General features: G+C 68.9%; 15 protein-coding genes and 1 riboswitch. Of the genes, 6 read left to right on the forward strand and 9 right to left on the reverse strand.

Annotated features, from left to right (window positions below; genetic code table 11):
- Positions 1-51 precede the first annotated feature (51 nt).
- Positions 52-2,124: a phosphate acetyltransferase gene (pta, locus tag ON21_RS27885; protein ID WP_039802675.1), complete on the reverse strand. Its 2,073-nt coding sequence runs from the start codon at positions 2,122-2,124 to the stop codon at positions 52-54.
- 366 nt (positions 2,125-2,490) lie between these two features.
- Here pta and ON21_RS27890 point away from each other — a divergent pair, with 366 nt between their 5' ends.
- Entirely contained in the window at positions 2,491-2,997 is a 507-nt protein-coding gene (locus ON21_RS27890) for a nitroreductase/quinone reductase family protein (RefSeq protein ID WP_039802615.1), read from the forward strand.
- A 67-nt stretch (positions 2,998-3,064) separates the two neighbouring features.
- Here the strand turns inward: ON21_RS27890 and fgd are convergent, their stop codons facing one another.
- Positions 3,065-4,075 carry a glucose-6-phosphate dehydrogenase (coenzyme-F420) gene (fgd, locus tag ON21_RS27895; RefSeq protein ID WP_039802617.1) on the reverse strand — a complete coding sequence of 337 codons (1,011 nt, stop codon included), beginning with the start codon at positions 4,073-4,075 and terminating at the stop codon, positions 3,065-3,067.
- Between the two features lie 220 nt (positions 4,076-4,295).
- On the opposite strand from fgd, the gene ON21_RS27900 reads away from it, so the two are divergent.
- Positions 4,296-5,054, forward strand: a complete 759-nt coding sequence (locus ON21_RS27900; RefSeq protein WP_174372213.1) for an HAD-IIA family hydrolase — start codon at positions 4,296-4,298, stop codon at positions 5,052-5,054.
- 51 nt (positions 5,055-5,105) lie between these two features.
- Here ON21_RS27900 and ON21_RS27905 read toward each other — a convergent pair whose 3' ends face one another.
- Together ON21_RS27905 and ON21_RS27910 are read right to left on the reverse strand one after the other, a co-directional pair.
- Positions 5,106-5,552, reverse strand: a complete 447-nt coding sequence (locus ON21_RS27905; protein WP_039802620.1) for a MarR family winged helix-turn-helix transcriptional regulator — start codon at positions 5,550-5,552, stop codon at positions 5,106-5,108.
- 58 nt (positions 5,553-5,610) lie between these two features.
- A complete protein-coding gene (locus ON21_RS27910; RefSeq protein ID WP_039802679.1) occupies positions 5,611-6,234 on the reverse strand; it encodes a type 1 glutamine amidotransferase family protein in 624 nt (207 codons plus the stop codon).
- Between the two features lie 87 nt (positions 6,235-6,321).
- Between ON21_RS27910 and ON21_RS27915 the strand changes: the two genes are divergently transcribed.
- A complete protein-coding gene (locus tag ON21_RS27915) occupies positions 6,322-6,774 on the forward strand; it encodes an RpiB/LacA/LacB family sugar-phosphate isomerase (protein ID WP_039802622.1) in 453 nt (150 codons plus the stop codon).
- Between the two features lie 82 nt (positions 6,775-6,856).
- A complete protein-coding gene (locus ON21_RS27920) occupies positions 6,857-8,416 on the forward strand; it encodes a serine/threonine-protein kinase (protein ID WP_051021412.1) in 1,560 nt (519 codons plus the stop codon).
- A gap of 11 nt (positions 8,417-8,427) precedes the next feature.
- On the opposite strand, the gene ON21_RS27925 is transcribed toward ON21_RS27920, so the two are convergent.
- The 3 genes from ON21_RS27925 to ON21_RS27935 all read right to left on the reverse strand — a co-directional run bounded on the left by ON21_RS27925 (position 8,428) and on the right by ON21_RS27935 (position 10,699).
- On the reverse strand, positions 8,428-9,642 hold the full coding sequence (locus ON21_RS27925; protein WP_039802624.1) for an O-succinylhomoserine sulfhydrylase: 1,215 nt from the start codon (positions 9,640-9,642) through the stop codon (positions 8,428-8,430).
- Positions 9,639-10,055, reverse strand: a complete 417-nt coding sequence (locus ON21_RS27930; protein WP_039802625.1) for a rhodanese-like domain-containing protein — start codon at positions 10,053-10,055, stop codon at positions 9,639-9,641. The genes ON21_RS27925 and ON21_RS27930 overlap by 4 nt, the downstream gene beginning before the upstream one ends.
- 14 nt (positions 10,056-10,069) lie before the next feature.
- Positions 10,070-10,186, reverse strand: a riboswitch (SAM riboswitch).
- Positions 10,187-10,249: 63 nt separating this feature from the next.
- Positions 10,250-10,699, reverse strand: coding sequence for an Rv0361 family membrane protein (locus tag ON21_RS27935; RefSeq protein WP_039802682.1), 450 nt, complete (start codon positions 10,697-10,699; stop codon positions 10,250-10,252).
- A 379-nt stretch (positions 10,700-11,078) separates the two neighbouring features.
- Here ON21_RS27935 and ON21_RS27940 point away from each other — a divergent pair, with 379 nt between their 5' ends.
- Together ON21_RS27940 and ON21_RS27945 are read left to right on the forward strand one after the other, a co-directional pair.
- On the forward strand, positions 11,079-12,467 hold the full coding sequence (locus ON21_RS27940; protein ID WP_039802627.1) for an FAD-dependent oxidoreductase: 1,389 nt from the start codon (positions 11,079-11,081) through the stop codon (positions 12,465-12,467).
- A gap of 82 nt (positions 12,468-12,549) precedes the next feature.
- A complete protein-coding gene (locus ON21_RS27945) occupies positions 12,550-13,425 on the forward strand; it encodes an amidohydrolase family protein (RefSeq protein ID WP_039802629.1) in 876 nt (291 codons plus the stop codon).
- 3 nt (positions 13,426-13,428) lie between these two features.
- Here the strand turns inward: ON21_RS27945 and ON21_RS27950 are convergent, their stop codons facing one another.
- Together ON21_RS27950 and ON21_RS27955 are read right to left on the reverse strand one after the other, a co-directional pair.
- Complete coding sequence (locus ON21_RS27950; RefSeq protein WP_245562762.1) at positions 13,429-13,926, reverse strand: DUF456 domain-containing protein; 498 nt, start codon at positions 13,924-13,926, stop codon at positions 13,429-13,431.
- Between the two features lie 66 nt (positions 13,927-13,992).
- On the reverse strand, positions 13,993-14,307 hold a 315-nt coding region (locus ON21_RS27955), incomplete at its 5' end, for a TetR/AcrR family transcriptional regulator C-terminal domain-containing protein (protein ID WP_039802686.1).

Here is a 14,307-nt window from a genome sequence, read left to right on the forward strand (position 1 = left end):
ACGACGCGCTTGTTCCGCGACGCGCCCGCGTCGCGGCGGCGACCGGGCGCATCAGTTGTCCTGCGCCTGGATGGCGGTGATCGCCACCGTGTTGACGATGTCGGCCACCAGCGCGCCGCGGGACAGGTCGTTGACCGGCTTGCGCAGACCTTGCAGCACCGGCCCGATCGCGATCGCGCCCGCGCTGCGCTGCACCGCCTTGTAGGTGTTGTTGCCGGTATTGAGGTCGGGAAACACGAACACCGTCGCGCGCCCGGCCACTTCCGAATCGGGCAGCTTGGCGTCGGCGACGGTCGGTTCGATCGCGGCGTCGTATTGGATCGGCCCCTCCACCGGCAGCTTCGGTGCGCGCTCCCGCGCCAGCTTGGTCGCGACGCGCACCTTGTCCACATCCGCCCCGCTACCCGATTCGCCGGTGGAATACGACAGCATCGCGACACGTGGCTCGATGCCGAAGCGTTCGGCGGTCGCCGCGGACGAGATCGCGATATCGGCCAGCTGCTGAGCCGTCGGATCCGGCACGACCGCGCAGTCGCCGTACGCGAGCACCCGATCGGCCAGGCACATCAGGAACACGCTGGAGACGGTGGAGACGCCCTCCACCGTCTTGATGATCTCCAGCGACGGGCGGATGGTGTGCGCCGTGGTGTGCGCCGCGCCGGAGACCATGCCGTCGGCGATCCCCTTGTACACCATCATGGTGCCGAAATAGGAGATGTCGGCGACGGTTTCGCGGGCCCGATCCAGCGTCATGCCCTTGTGTTTGCGCAGTTCGGCGTATTCGGCGGCGAACTCGTCCAGGTAGCCGGAGCTGCGTGGGTCGAGCACCTGCGCGGCGGAGATGTCCACCCCGAGTTCGGCGGCACGGGCGCGCACCGACGTCTCGTCGCCGAGGATGACGAGATCGGCGATCTTGCGCTGTAGCACCCGTCCCGCCGCGCGCAGGATACGGTCGTCGTCGCCTTCCGGCAGCACGATGCGCTTGCGATCGGCGCGCGCGCGTTCGATGAGCTGGTATTCGAACATCTGGGGCGTGACCACCGGACTATGCGGAACATCGATGCGCCGCAACAGTTCCACGGCGTCCACGTGTTCCTCCATCAGCGCCAGAGCGGTGTTCACCTTCCGCGGGTTGCCCGCGGACATGCGACCGCGGGTGCGGTAGGCGGCGCCCGCGGTGTCGTAGGTGCCGAGCTCGGTGGTGAGGATCGGCAGCTTGGGCTTCAGGCCGGTCATGAGCCGCGCCACCGCGGGATGCGGCAGCAGGCCGCCGTTCATGATGATCCCCGACAGCGACGGAAAGCCTTCCGCCTCGTGCGCGTTCACGACACTGAGCAGCACGTCGGACCGATCGCCCGGCGCGATCACCACCACGCCCTCGGACAGCCGTTCCAGGATGTGCTCCGCCGTCATACCGCCGACCATGACCTTCAGCGCCTCGCGGTGCAGCAATTCCGGATCGCCGCTGTACATCTCGCCGTCGATGGCGGCGCACAGCTCGGCCATGGTGGGGGCGATCAGCAGCGGCACCTCGGGCAACGTCCAGGAGGGGACGTCGAAGCCGCGCAGCGCCGCGACGACCTCGTCCAGGCGCTCCGGGTCGCAGCGGTTGGCGATGATCGCGACCAACTGCGCGTGCTCGTGGGCCAGCTCGGCCGCGCACAGTTCGGCCAGCTGCTTCACCTCGTCCGGTGTGCGCCCCGCACCGCGCACCACCAGTAACACGGGTGCGCCCAGATTGACCGCGATCCTGGCGTTGAAGCGCAGTTCGCTGGGGCTGGCCACGTCGGTGTAGTCGCTGCCGACCACGACCACCGCGTCGCACAGCTTGGCGACCTCGTGGAAGCGCAGGACGATCTCGCTGATCGCCGCGTCCGGGTCGGCGTGCACCTGCTCGTAGGTGGTGCCGATCGCCTGCGCGTAGTCGATGTCCGCCGTGCTGTGCTCGAGCAGCAGTTCGAGGATGTAGTCGGGCTCGGTGGTCGAGCGGGTGATCGGCCGGAACACCCCGACCCGCGCGGTGGTCGCGCACAGCGTCTGCAGTACCCCGAGGGCCACCGTCGACTTGCCGGTGTCGCCTTCGGGCGAGGCGATGTACACGGCGGATGGAGCGTTGTCGGCCATGTCCGAGAGCTTAGTGAACCAGCGGCAACCGGATCCCGCCGCGCGACGATCGTCACCCGAGGCGGATCCGACGCACTGCTCCTCGCCGCTGAGCGGGCGCATGTCCCTCGCGATTCACGGTGAGTCACCGAAGTCCCATGTTGCGCGGCAGTCCCGTAACCCACACCGGCCGCTCGACCCGCCGCAATCGCGCGCCACTGCCGTCCATGCCCCATGGCGGTGGCGGCGGCGGCGTTCATGCGATCGCAGACGTCAACACCCCGGCTGTAGCGGGCACCACCGCCGTGGCATCGGCGAGGTCGGCGGGCTGACGCATTCGGTCGCGAAGCCCCCGTGCCTCGTTCACAGCGCCGCTATAGTCCGGGCATGGCTGAGCAATTTCCGGACCGGCAGTGGGGTTCGCGGACCAATCTATTCGCCCGAGCGGCAAGCAGATTCGCTGCCACCAAGCCCGGCTCCCGACTCGTGCGGGCCCTCACCCCACTGGATCGGGCGGTCCTGGAGCGCACCCACGCCAAGTACACCGTGCTCGGCCCGATCGGCGCGCCGGTCATCCTGCTCACCACCGTCGGACGCAAGTCCGGCCGACCGCGCACCCAGCCGCTGCTGTACGTGCACGACGGCGACACGCTCTACGTGATCGGCAGCAACTTCGGCCAGGCGCACCACCCCGCCTGGACCGCGAACCTCCTGGCGAACCCCACCGCGACGGTGGCGATCGCAGGCGAGCGTATCCAGGTAACCGCCACCCCCGTAGCGGACCCCGACAAAGACGCCATCTTCCAACGCTTCGTCGACATCACCGGCGCCTACGCCGCCTACCGCTCCCGCACCACCCGCGACCTCCGCATCTTCGCCCTCCGCCGGGCATGACTCGCGAGCGGCACACCACTGCGGCATCGGCCGAGAAGACCTCTCCGTGGTGTGCCGCTCGCGGATGTCAGGCCAGCGCGCGGAGGCGGGGGGCCAGGTCGCGTTGGAAGAGGTCGAGGAAGCGGCGCTGGTCGTGGCCGGGGGCGTGGAAGACCAGGTGGTTGAGGCCCGCGTCGAGGTAGGGCTTGATCTGCTCCACCGCCTGGTCGGGGTCGTCGGCGACGATCCAGCGCTTGGCGATCTGTTCGATGGGCAGCGCGTCGGCAGCGGCCTCCATCTCGATCGGGTCGGTGATGCTGTGCTTCTGCTCCGCGGTGAGCGACAGCGGAGCCCAGAACCGGGTGTTCTCCCTGGCCAGCTCCGGGTCGGTGTCGTAGGAGAGCTTGATCTCGATCATCCGGTCGATGTCGTCGACGCTGCGCCCGGCCTTCGCCGCGCCCTCGGCGACCGCGGGCATCAATTTCTCGGTGTAGAGGTCCATACCCTTGCCCGAGGTACAGATGAAGCCGTCGCCCGCGCGTCCGGCATACCGCGCGACCAGCGGTCCGCCCGCTGCGACGTAGATCGGGACGCCGCCCTTGGGCACGTCGTAGATGGAGGCGCCGACGGTCTTGTAGTACTCGCCGTCGAAGTCGACGCGGTCACCGGTCCACAGGGCGCGCATCAGGTCGACCGCCTCGCGCAGGCGCGCGAAACGCTCCTTGAATTCGGGCCATTCGCCGGTGTACCCGGTGGCGATCTCGTTGAGCGCCTCACCGGTGCCGACGCCGAGCATGACGCGATCCGGGTACAGGCAACTCATGGTGGCGAACGCCTGCGCTATCACCGCGGGGTTGTAGCGGAACGTCGGAGTGAGCACCGACGTGCCGAGCTGGATGCGCTGGGTGCGCTCGCCGACCGCGGCCAGCCAGGCCAGCGAGAAGGGCGCGTGTCCGCCCTTGTGCCGCCAGGGCTGGAAATGGTCGCTCACGGTGGCGCTGTCCATGCCGTGTTGCTCGGCCAGCACCGCGATCTCGACGAGTTCACGGGGACCGAACTGCTCCGCCGACGCTTTGTATCCGAGCTTGAGTCCGCTCATCTGCCACGCTCCTCGCGTTTCGTTTCGCCGCCATCGCGATCCGTCATCGACAGTAGTCAACACTGCCGCCCTCCGCGCCGGCGGCCTGACGCGGATGATCTTCACGGCGGAGAACGTCCCGCCGGGGGCGAAATGTTTCCGCGGTGGCCGTTGCGGGGTGATAACGCATAATGGCCGCGTGACCGCAGACGACGAGCCGATCCTGTCCTACCTGACCGATATGGACGGCGTGCTGGTGCACGAGGACCACCTCATCCCGGGCGCCGACAAGTTCCTCGCCGAACTGCGCGCCAACGACACGCCCTTCCTGGTCCTGACGAACAATTCGATCCGCACGCCGCGCGATCTGCAGGCGCGGCTGCGGCACACCGGGCTCGACATCCCGGAAGAGGCGATCTGGACCTCCGCGCTGGCCACCGCTACTTTCCTGAACGAACAGCGTCCCAACGGCACCGCGTACGTGGTGGGCGAATCCGGCCTCACCACCGCATTGCACGAGATCGGCTATGTGCTGACCGACAGCGACCCGGACTACGTCGTCCTCGGCGAGACCCGCACGTACTCCTTCGAGGCGATCACCACCGCGATCCGGCTGGTCGAGCGAGGCGCTCGCTTCATCGCGACCAACCCGGACCCGACCGGTCCGTCCCGCGAGGGCTCGCTGCCCGCCACCGGCTCGGTGGCCGCGCTGATCACCCGCGCCACCGGACGCGACCCGTACTACGTCGGCAAGCCGAACCCGCTGATGATGCGCTCCGCGCTGCGTCGCATCGGCGCCCATTCCCAGTCGACGGTGATGATCGGCGACCGGATGGACACCGACGTCATCTCCGGCCTGGAAGCAGGCATGCGCACCATCCTGGTCACCTCGGGCATCTCCACCCGCGCGTCCTTCGAGGCCTACCCCTACCGCCCCACGATGGTGGTGGACTCCGTCGCCGATCTGATCGGGAAGACCGGAGCCCCGTTCACGGACTGATCGATCTGCCCGGGAGCGGGCGAACGCCTGCGCCCGAACGCGCTTCCGGTCTCAGTCGTCCGCGGTGATCGCGTCCAGCGCGGCGGACAACCTGGTGAGCACCTCGACGGTCAGGGCGAGCTGCTCGCGGCCGAGTTCTTCGGCGAACCGCCGCGCCATCACCGCGTGCTGCGGGTCGATCCGACGAACCGCGGCCAGCCCCGCGTCGGTGATCGCGACGAGTTTCGCGCGGCGGTGCGCGGGATTGGGACGGTATTCGGCAAGTCCCTTGTCCACCAGAAGATCCGCGATGCGCTGCACGCTCTGGCGGGTGATGCCCATTTCGCGGGCGATCCCCGCTACGGGCAACGGCGCTCGCAAGATCGCGCCGAGCACCTGCCACCAAGCGGCGGTGATACCCGCAGGTCGCGCCATTTCCTCGGCAATCGCGAGGAATTGGCCGTTCAGGCGGAACGACGTGATCGCCGCCGCGGCGAACAGCTCCTGCTCAGCGTTCATGCTTCATCTCCCGAGGCCCGTCGGCGATCCGCCCGTCCGGACCCCGAACGATTCTCGCTCACACGTGCTGCGCGTCGTATTCCGCGAGCACCGCCCATCCGGCCGGATCCGAGTGCGCGAACAACCGGTACCAACCGTCCAGCACATGCGGCTCGTACACGCCCAGCCTGCCGAGCACCTCGCGGGCGAATTCGAACGGCGCGCTCGCACCGGCGGTGATCACGTCACCGTCGGTGACGGCCGGTTCGTCGACGTAGTGGTCCGCGCCCGAATACCCGCTGTAGCGAAGGTATTCCGCGACATTGCTGGTGTGCGCGCGAGTATCGAGCAGTCCCGCCTTGGCCAAGCCGAACGTCGCGCCGCAGATCGCGGCGACCGGAACACCGGCGTCCACGAACTCGCGCGCCTTGTGCGCGAACGGATCCAATTGCGGCCCCTCCCAGGTCTCCGCGCCCGGCAGGATCAGCATCGCGCTGTCCGCAGGGGTCAGATCGGCGAGCACGACGTCCGGCACGATCCGCATACCGCCCAGCGTGACGACCGGCTCCTCGGTCCGGCCGACCGTCCGCACCTGCCACGTTCCCGGCTCCCGATGCCAACTCGGCTTGTTGATGTGCGCGGTCGCCGCGCCCACCTCCCAGTCGGCGAGCGTGTCGTAAACGGCCATGTGCACTGTTTTCATCATGACAGTATCCTGTCATGATTGACAGGATACTGTCAATCAGTCGATCGGCGGACCTGCCCGCGAAACGGCAACTACGCTGGACCCATGCGAATTTCGGTGGCGGCGGACGAGCGGGTGGGTGTGGCCGCGGAACTGGTCGACGAGCTGGTCGAGCGCGGCCACGAGATCGTGCCGCACGGCGCACTGTCCGATGAGGAACGCGACGACTGGGCCTGGGCCAGCGAAGCGGCCGCCCGCGACGTCGCCTCCGGTCACGCCGACCAAGCCGTCGTCTGCTGCTGGACCGGCACCGGCGCGTCCATCGCGGCCAACAAGGTCGCAGGCGTGCGCGCCGCGCTGTGCGCGGACGCCTCGACCGCGGCGGGCGCCCGCACCTGGAACGACGCCAATGTCCTTGCCTTGAGTCTGCGTTCGACCTCCAGCGCCGAACTCCGGGAGATCCTCGACGCCTGGTTCACCACCGAACCGAGTTCCGCCCCGGACGACCGGGCGAACATCGCCCATCTCGCCGACATCGAACGCGCCACCGATTCCTGACGAAGTCTGCTCCGCGTCGGAGCACGCGAGGCGACACGCTCCCGGCCGTGCCCGCCACGAAACCCGGCGATACGGTCGAGATATGTCTGCGCAGAGTCCCGGTGGCACGTTCGGGAACTACTTCCTCGAACGCCTGCTCGGTCGCGGCGGCATGGGTGAGGTGTGGTTGGCACACGACCATGACGGCCGCGCCGTGGCGCTCAAAGTGCTGTCCGCGGCATACACCGCCGATTCGATCTATCGGCAGCGCTTCGAGCGGGAGGCGCGGCTCGGGGCTCGGGCGCGCAACCCCCACATCGTGCCCATCCACGCCTTCGGCGAGGTCGACGGCCACCTGTTCTTGGAGATGGCCTACATCGAGGGCGTCGACCTGGGCACCCGACTGCGAACGGGCGCACTGCCGCCGGCTCGGGCCGTCGACGTCATCGCCCAGGCCGCCGAGGCGCTGGATGCCGCGCACGCGGCCGGACTCGTGCACCGCGATGTGAAGCCGGGCAATATCCTCCTGCACACCAGCGGTTTCGTGTATCTGATCGACTTCGGTATCGCTCGTGCGGCCGACGGAACCGCGCTCACCGCCACCGGGCTGGTGGTGGGCACCCTGGGCTACATGGCGCCGGAGCGCTTCACCGGAACGGTGGACGCCAGGTCCGATGTCTATTCGCTGGCCTGCGTGCTCTACGAAACCCTCACCGGACAACCGCCCTACGGTACGGGCGATCCGGCCCAGCAGATGCGCGCGCACCTGATGAGCGAACCGCCCCGCGCATCGCGGGCCGCCCGCGGCGTCCCAGCCGCTCTCGACGACGTCATCGCCAGGGGAATGGCCAAAGCGCCGGACGCACGCTACGACAGCGCGGGGGAATTCGCCGCGGCGGCGGCAGCAGCCCTGAACCGTTCCACGCCCGCACGACCGAGCCCGTCGGTCCGTTCCACGCCCGCACGACCGAGCCCGTCGGTCCGTTCCGCGGCGCCTGCCGGCCGCACGCCGACCCGGATCATGACCGCCGCCACCCCGGCGCAACCACCGCTCGAGGTCCGGCCACCCGCCCCGCCCGGGCAGCACGGTCCTCGGCCGAAGCTGCGGTGGCTGACCGCAGCGGCGGCGGCGCTGGTGGCCGCGGCGGCGCTGTGGCTGGTGATCAGCGGCATCGACATCGGGTCCGCGCCCGTCGCGGGAACGACGACGACCAGTGCGGCCGCACCATCGAGCGAATCGCTGCCACCGGCCGGCGGGCAACCCGCCAGTTCCGTTCCCGCCGTGCGCGACGGAAACTTCGCATTCACCGTGACCGACGTGGTTTCCGACGCGGCAGCCGCCAGTGGCGCCCGCACGATCGTGACGCTGACCGTCACCAACGTGTCCGACCGCGAACAGACCCTCGCCGTCGCCGACCAACGGCTGGTCACCACCGGCGGCCACTCGCTGCCGCCCGACGCGGCGGGCACCGCCCAACTGAACCCGCCCGGCGACGACTTCGCGCGCGTCGCTCCCGGACGCGTCAGCACGATCCGGCTGGCCTTCGACCTGCCCGGCAAGAACAAGAACGGCAAGAAGAACGACAAGAAGGACGAGGTCCCGACCCACTTGGTGCTGCACGGCGCGCCGTCGTCACCCGGCGTCACCGTGCCGATCCGCTGATCGGTTCGCGCTCAGGCGAGGGCTTGCTCGAGGTCGCCGAGCAGGTCTTCCACGTCTTCCAGGCCCACCGAGATGCGCACGACGCCGTCGGACAGGCCGATCGTGGCCCGGCCTTCGGGGCCCATGGCCCGGTGCGTCGTGGTGGCCGGATGGGTGATCAGGCTCTTGGCGTCACCCAGGTTGTTGGAGATGTCGACGATGCGCAACCGGTTGAGGACTTCGAACGCACGCTTCTTCGCCTCGTTCTCGGGCGCGTTCAGCTCGAAGGTGACCACGGTGCCGCCGCCGCTCATCTGACTGGTGGCCAGCGCGTACTGCGGATGCGATTCCAGGAACGGGTATCGCACCCAGCTGACGGCCTGGTTGCCCTCCAGGAAGCGGGCGATGCGCAGGGCGGACTCCGCCGAATGGCGTACCCGCAGCGGCATCGTCTCCAAGCCCTTGAGCAGGGTCCACGCGTTGAACGGGCTCAGCGCCGGACCGGTATGGCGCATCAGCGTTTTCACCGGGCCGTCGATGTAGTCCTGAGGGCCGAGGATGGCGCCGCCGAGCACCCGGCCCTGGCCATCGATGTGCTTGGTGCCCGAATAGACCACCACGTCGGCGCCGAGCTCGAAGCCGCGTTGCAGCAGCGGGGTGGCGAACACGTTGTCCAGGACGACTTTGGCGCCCGCCGCGTGCGCCAGCTCGCTCACCCGCCGGACATCGACCAACGTCTGCATCGGATTGGCCGGGGTCTCGAAGAAGACCGCCTGGGTTGGCACCGACAGCGCCTCTTCCCATTGGTCGAGATCCTCGCCGTCGACGAAGACGGTCTCCACGCCCCAGCGCGGCAGGATCTCGTTGCACACCACGAAGCACGAGCCGAACAGGCTGCGCGCCGCGACCAGCCGGTCGCCCGCGCCGAGCAGGGCGCCGAGCGCAGTGAACACCGCGGCCATGCCACTCGCGGTCGCGAAGCACGCTTCGGCGCCGTCGAGCAGCCGCATCCGCTCCTCGAACATGGCCACCGTCGGGTTGCCGTAGCGGGAGTAGACGAAGTGTTCGACCTCCCCGGTGAACGCGGCCTCGGCGGCTTCGGCGCTCTCGTAGACGAAGCCGGAGGTGAGGTAGAGCGCCTCCGCGGTCTCCTCGAAACCGGAACGCCGCAGCCCGCCGCGCACGCCGAGCGTCGCGGGGCCGACGCCGTCGGGCAGCGGCTTGTCGAACGCGCCGCCGGTGATCACGACTGCCGCCAGGGCAGTCCGAGGGCACGCCAGCCGGAGCCGCCGCGATGCCCGAACTCGTCGAGCGGGCCTTCGAAGCCCTCGAGCACGTTGAAGGAGGTGCGGTAGCCCGCCGAGGTGGCGGCGATCGCCGCGCCCACCGAACGCTGACCCGAGCGACAGAGGAAGACGACGGGCGCCTCCGGGTCGTGGCCGTCGAGCGCCTGCTTCAACTGCTCCACGAACCTCCCGTTGCGCGCGCCCGTGCTGTCGACCCATTCGATCAGCACGGTCGGCCGTTCGATCGAGCTCGTGTCGGGAACGCCGACGAACTTCCATTCCGCTTCCGTCCGCACGTCCACGAGGACGGCTTCGGGATTGTCCCGCAGCAGCTCCCAAGCCTGCTGCGGGGTGATGTCACCGGCATAACTCATGTGCACCTCCTGCGAATCCGCACTTGCCGCGCCCGGGACCGAGGCGCCGCCAGGTCGTCACCCGGAGCACCCCACCGCGGAGGAGGGTTGCCGACCAGCAATGCCGGGGCTTGACACTGGTTCTCATGACCTTCGACTGAGATTGCACCGACCCGGGTCACCGTGTCAAACGGTGGCGCACCCTGCGCGAACGCTCAGGTGCAGACCAGCCACTTGTCGCCGGACCTGGTGAGATTCCAGGTCGTCGTCTTCTCCTGCCCGTCCACCTTCGTGGTGACGGTCGCCTTGCCCCGGTCGCCGTCGACCATGGGCGGGTCGATTTTCGTGATTTCGACGGGCTTTCCGGCGCCGTCCTGGCCCGCCAGCGGTGAGCGGCTCGCGTCGAAGCCCTGGCACGCGGTGCCGGGCGGCGGCACGGCGTCACTGCGGTTGGAGCCGTCGACGAAGTTGCGGACGGCCGCCGTGATGCGGTCGGCGTCTGTGACATTTTTCTCAGCGGGCGACAACACACCGCCGAGCACGATCGCGATCAGCACGATCACCGCGACCACCGCGGCCGCGACGAACGGGACCGCCGAACGTTTGTCGGTCTGATCGACCCGGATGATCTCGTCCTCACCCGCGGCAGGCTGCTGTTCGGTCATGGCTCGATGATCCCTGGTCGGCGCCGGTATCGAGCGCTCGGCCCCCGGCTGCGGACCGTCGCCGCGCGACCTCGGAGCGCGCAGCCGCGATAGAGCGCGCGCGAGCGGGTAAGCGACGATGGTGGCCGTCCACGGCATCCGCCGAGTGCACGCACCGACGTGGGAGGGCGTCAGCCATCCCGATAGAATCGCGGGACGGCGGCCTGCTGTCATAGCGAACCGGCAGCTCTACGCCGCGGCGAACGGAGCACCGTGCAGCCACGAGCCGGCAACGCCGGCGTCCGCACCGGAAGGGTGCGGCCGAGCCGGTGCGTCAACTTAGCCTAAGCTAAGCCCAGACGTCATTAATTGTTTCGACCATAAAGGTGCGCGTAAAGAGATGACCGAACAGAGTGCAGCGACCCGCCCGCTCCGCATCGCGATCGTGGGCGCCGGACCGGCCGGGATCTACGCCGCCGACGCATTGATGAAGTCCGATGCCGAGGTGTCGATCGACCTCTACGAGCGCATGCCCGCGCCGTTCGGCCTGATCCGCTACGGCGTCGCGCCCGATCATCCCCGGATCAAGGGCATCATCACCGCCCTGCACAAGGTCCTCGACAAGCCGCAGGTGCGCCTGCTCGGCAACATCGACTACGGCACCGACATCACCCTCGACGATCTGCGCGCCTTCTACGACGCGGTGATCTTCTCCACCGGCGCCAACGCCGACCGCGCGCTGCCCATCCCCGGCATCGACCTCGACGGCTCCTACGGCGCCGCCGACTTCGTCTCCTGGTACGACGGCCACCCCGACGTTCCACGCACCTGGCCGCTGGACGCGGAGAAGGTCGCCGTCCTCGGCGTCGGCAACGTCGCCCTCGATGTCGCCCGCGTGCTGGCCAAGACCGGCGACGAGCTGCTGCCGACGGAGATCCCGCCGAACGTCTACAAGGGCCTGAAGGCCAACAAGGCCGTCGAGGTGCACGTCTTCGGCCGCCGCGGTCCCGCGCAGGCCAAGTTCACGCCGCTGGAACTGCGCGAACTCGACCACTCGCCCACCATCGAGGTCATCGTCGACCCCGAGGACATCGACTACGACGAAGGCTCCGAAGCCGCGCGGCGGCACTCCAAGCAGGTCGACATGGTGGCCAACACGCTCGAGCAGTGGGCCATCCGCGACGCGGGCGACCGGCCGCACAAGCTGTTCCTGCACTTCTTCGAATCCCCCGCCGAAGTGCTCGGCGAGAACGGCAAGGTCGTCGGCCTGCGCACCGAGCGCACCCAGCTCGACGGCACCGGCAACGTCAAGGGCACCGGCGTGTTCAAGGACTGGGACGTGCAGGCGGTGTACCGCGCCGTCGGCTACCTGTCGCAGAACCTGACCAACCTGCCGTTCGACGACCAGGCCGGCACCGTGCCGAACGAAGCGGGCCGCGTGCTCGTCGACGAGAACGCCGACGGCGCCGCGCGCTACATGCCCGCCACCTACGTCACCGGCTGGATCAAGCGCGGCCCGGTCGGTCTGATCGGCCACACCAAGGGCGACGCCAACGAGACCATCGCCTGCCTGCTGGACGACGCGCCCCGCTTCACCCCGGCCGAGCGGCCCGAGCCGGAGGCCGTCATCGAGTTCCTCGAAGGCAAGGGCATCCCGTTCACCACCTGGGCCGGTTGGTACCGCCTCGACGCGCACGAACGCTCCCTCGGCGAACCCGAGGGCCGCGAGCGCGTCAAGGTCGTCGAGCGCGAGGACATGCTGCGCGCCAGCGAACCGCACAAGGTCTGATCACCACAGTGACCGCCTCCGCCGCCATCGCGACATCCCAGCTGCGGCAGCGGAAAATCCGACCCTGAGGCATTCTGTACAAGTGTTCGATGCCCACCTGCACATTTTCGACCCGCGGTTTCCGCTGGCCGAGAACGAGGGCTACCTGCCCGACCCGTTCACCATCGCCGATTACCGCAAGCGCATGGCGCGATACGACATCAGCGGCGGCGCCGTGGTCAGCGGGTCGTTCCAGGGCACGGACCAGACCTACCTGAAGGCCGCCCTCGCCGAACTCGGCGAGGGCTGGGTCGGCGTCACCCGGCTCGACTTGGACGCCACCGACGAGGAGATCCTCGAACTGGACCGGATCGGCGTGCGCGCACTGCGTTTCAACCTCAAGCGCGCGGCCACCGACATCACCGGGATGACGTTGCAGGCACTGCGCGCGTACGAGCTGGCGGGCTGGCACGTCGAGGTCTACATCGACGGCACGATGCTGGCCTCGCTGCAACCGGTCATCTCCAAACTGCCCGCGCTGTCGGTCGACCATCTGGGCATGTCCGCCGAAGGGCTGCCCTTCCTGCTGGACCTGGTCGATCGCGGAGCCAAGGTCAAGGCGACCGGTTTCGGCCGGGTCGCGATGAACGTCGCCGACACGCTGCGCCGCGTGCACGCGGTGAATCCGGAAGCCCTCATGTTCGGCACCGATCTGCCCGGTACCCGAGCCGGACGCCCGTTCCGGGACTCGGACGTGGATCTGCTCTGCGACGTAGTGGGCACCGACATGTACGCGGTGCTGGAGGACAACGCCCGCGCGTTCTATCGGCTCCCGACCCGTGAGCGCGTCGTCAGCGACGACCCGGCCCCCACGCTGCCGCTGTACCGGCCGGAACCGCCGACCCTTCGGCTGCGCCGCGACGAACTCCCGGAAAGCCGTGCGGGCGATACGATCCCGTTTCCCGCCATCGATCGCTAGCGCTCAGACGGCGAAGACACCGGCGAGCCAGACACCGGTGGCCAGCAGCGCGCCGAAGAGCTCGATCAGGATGGACAGGCCGACGCCCTTCAACGCGTGCACCGTCGCCTGCCACGCCTGCCGGTTGACGCGCAGCCGCTGGAGTTCCCAAAGGTAGACGCCCAGAACGAAACCCACGAAAAGGCCGACCACCGGGATCACGAAGAAGCCGACGACGCCGAGTATCGCGCCGAGCAGCACCGCGCGGTTGGACACTCCCGCGTCTTTCATCCTGCGCCCCGGCCAGGTGTATTTGACGACGCCGGACAGCACGAGCAGCACCGTGCTGATCGCGAAAACCGTCCAGGCCGTGGCGCCCCCGGTGAGGAAGGCCCAGACGGCGATGGCCGCGAAGATCAGGATGACGCCGGGCAGGATCGGCACGACGATCCCGACCAAGCCGACCAGAATCGCGAGACCGGCGAGAAGGTTGTACCACCCCTGATCAGACAGCGCTTGCACACGAGCAGCCTAGAGCGGGGCGCGGGGGCGGGCGAGCCGTAGCCGCGGACCGATCGCCGCCGTACTTCACATGCGGCCGGAACGTCTGTCGTCGGGCACGATGCCGAACAGCAGCGCGTCGATTCCGGCCAGGAACACCGAGTCGTTGTCGATCGCTTCCGCGTTGGCATCGGTGGCGTCGGTCAAAAGGGCTGTGAGATGGGGGAAGTCACCGTATTCCGCCATCGCCCTGATATCGGCGGCGCTTCCCGTGCTCGCGGCGGAGAATCCCGCGGCTTCCTGGGCGGCGAAAGTGGTGACCCAGCCCGACAGCAGGCCGACCCCCATCATCGTCGCGGTGGCGTCGAGCCCGGCGGGCCGTAACGCCCCCGCCATGCGGTC

Origin of the sequence: Nocardia araoensis NBRC 100135, from assembly GCF_000308435.1 — a bacterium.
GTDB lineage: Bacteria > Actinomycetota > Actinomycetes > Mycobacteriales > Mycobacteriaceae > Nocardia > Nocardia araoensis.

Excerpts from the sequence above, each read along its gene's own strand:
- ON21_RS27920 (WP_051021412.1), top strand. The coding sequence starts at position 6,857 with ATGTCTGCGCAGAGTCCCGGTGGCACGTTCGGGAACTACTTCCTCGAA.
- ON21_RS27940 (WP_039802627.1), top strand. The coding sequence starts at position 11,079 with ATGACCGAACAGAGTGCAGCGACCCGCCCGCTCCGCATCGCGATCGTG.
- ON21_RS27930 (WP_039802625.1), bottom strand. The coding sequence starts at position 10,055 with ATGAGTTATGCCGGTGACATCACCCCGCAGCAGGCTTGGGAGCTGCTG.
- ON21_RS27915 (WP_039802622.1), top strand. The coding sequence starts at position 6,322 with ATGCGAATTTCGGTGGCGGCGGACGAGCGGGTGGGTGTGGCCGCGGAA.
- pta (WP_039802675.1), bottom strand. The coding sequence starts at position 2,124 with ATGGCCGACAACGCTCCATCCGCCGTGTACATCGCCTCGCCCGAAGGC.
- ON21_RS27890 (WP_039802615.1), top strand. The coding sequence starts at position 2,491 with ATGGCTGAGCAATTTCCGGACCGGCAGTGGGGTTCGCGGACCAATCTA.
- ON21_RS27900 (WP_174372213.1), top strand. The coding sequence starts at position 4,296 with ATGGACGGCGTGCTGGTGCACGAGGACCACCTCATCCCGGGCGCCGAC.
- ON21_RS27905 (WP_039802620.1), bottom strand. The coding sequence starts at position 5,552 with ATGAACGCTGAGCAGGAGCTGTTCGCCGCGGCGGCGATCACGTCGTTC.
- ON21_RS27910 (WP_039802679.1), bottom strand. The coding sequence starts at position 6,234 with ATGAAAACAGTGCACATGGCCGTTTACGACACGCTCGCCGACTGGGAG.
- ON21_RS27935 (WP_039802682.1), bottom strand. The coding sequence starts at position 10,699 with ATGACCGAACAGCAGCCTGCCGCGGGTGAGGACGAGATCATCCGGGTC.
- fgd (WP_039802617.1), bottom strand. The coding sequence starts at position 4,075 with ATGAGCGGACTCAAGCTCGGATACAAAGCGTCGGCGGAGCAGTTCGGT.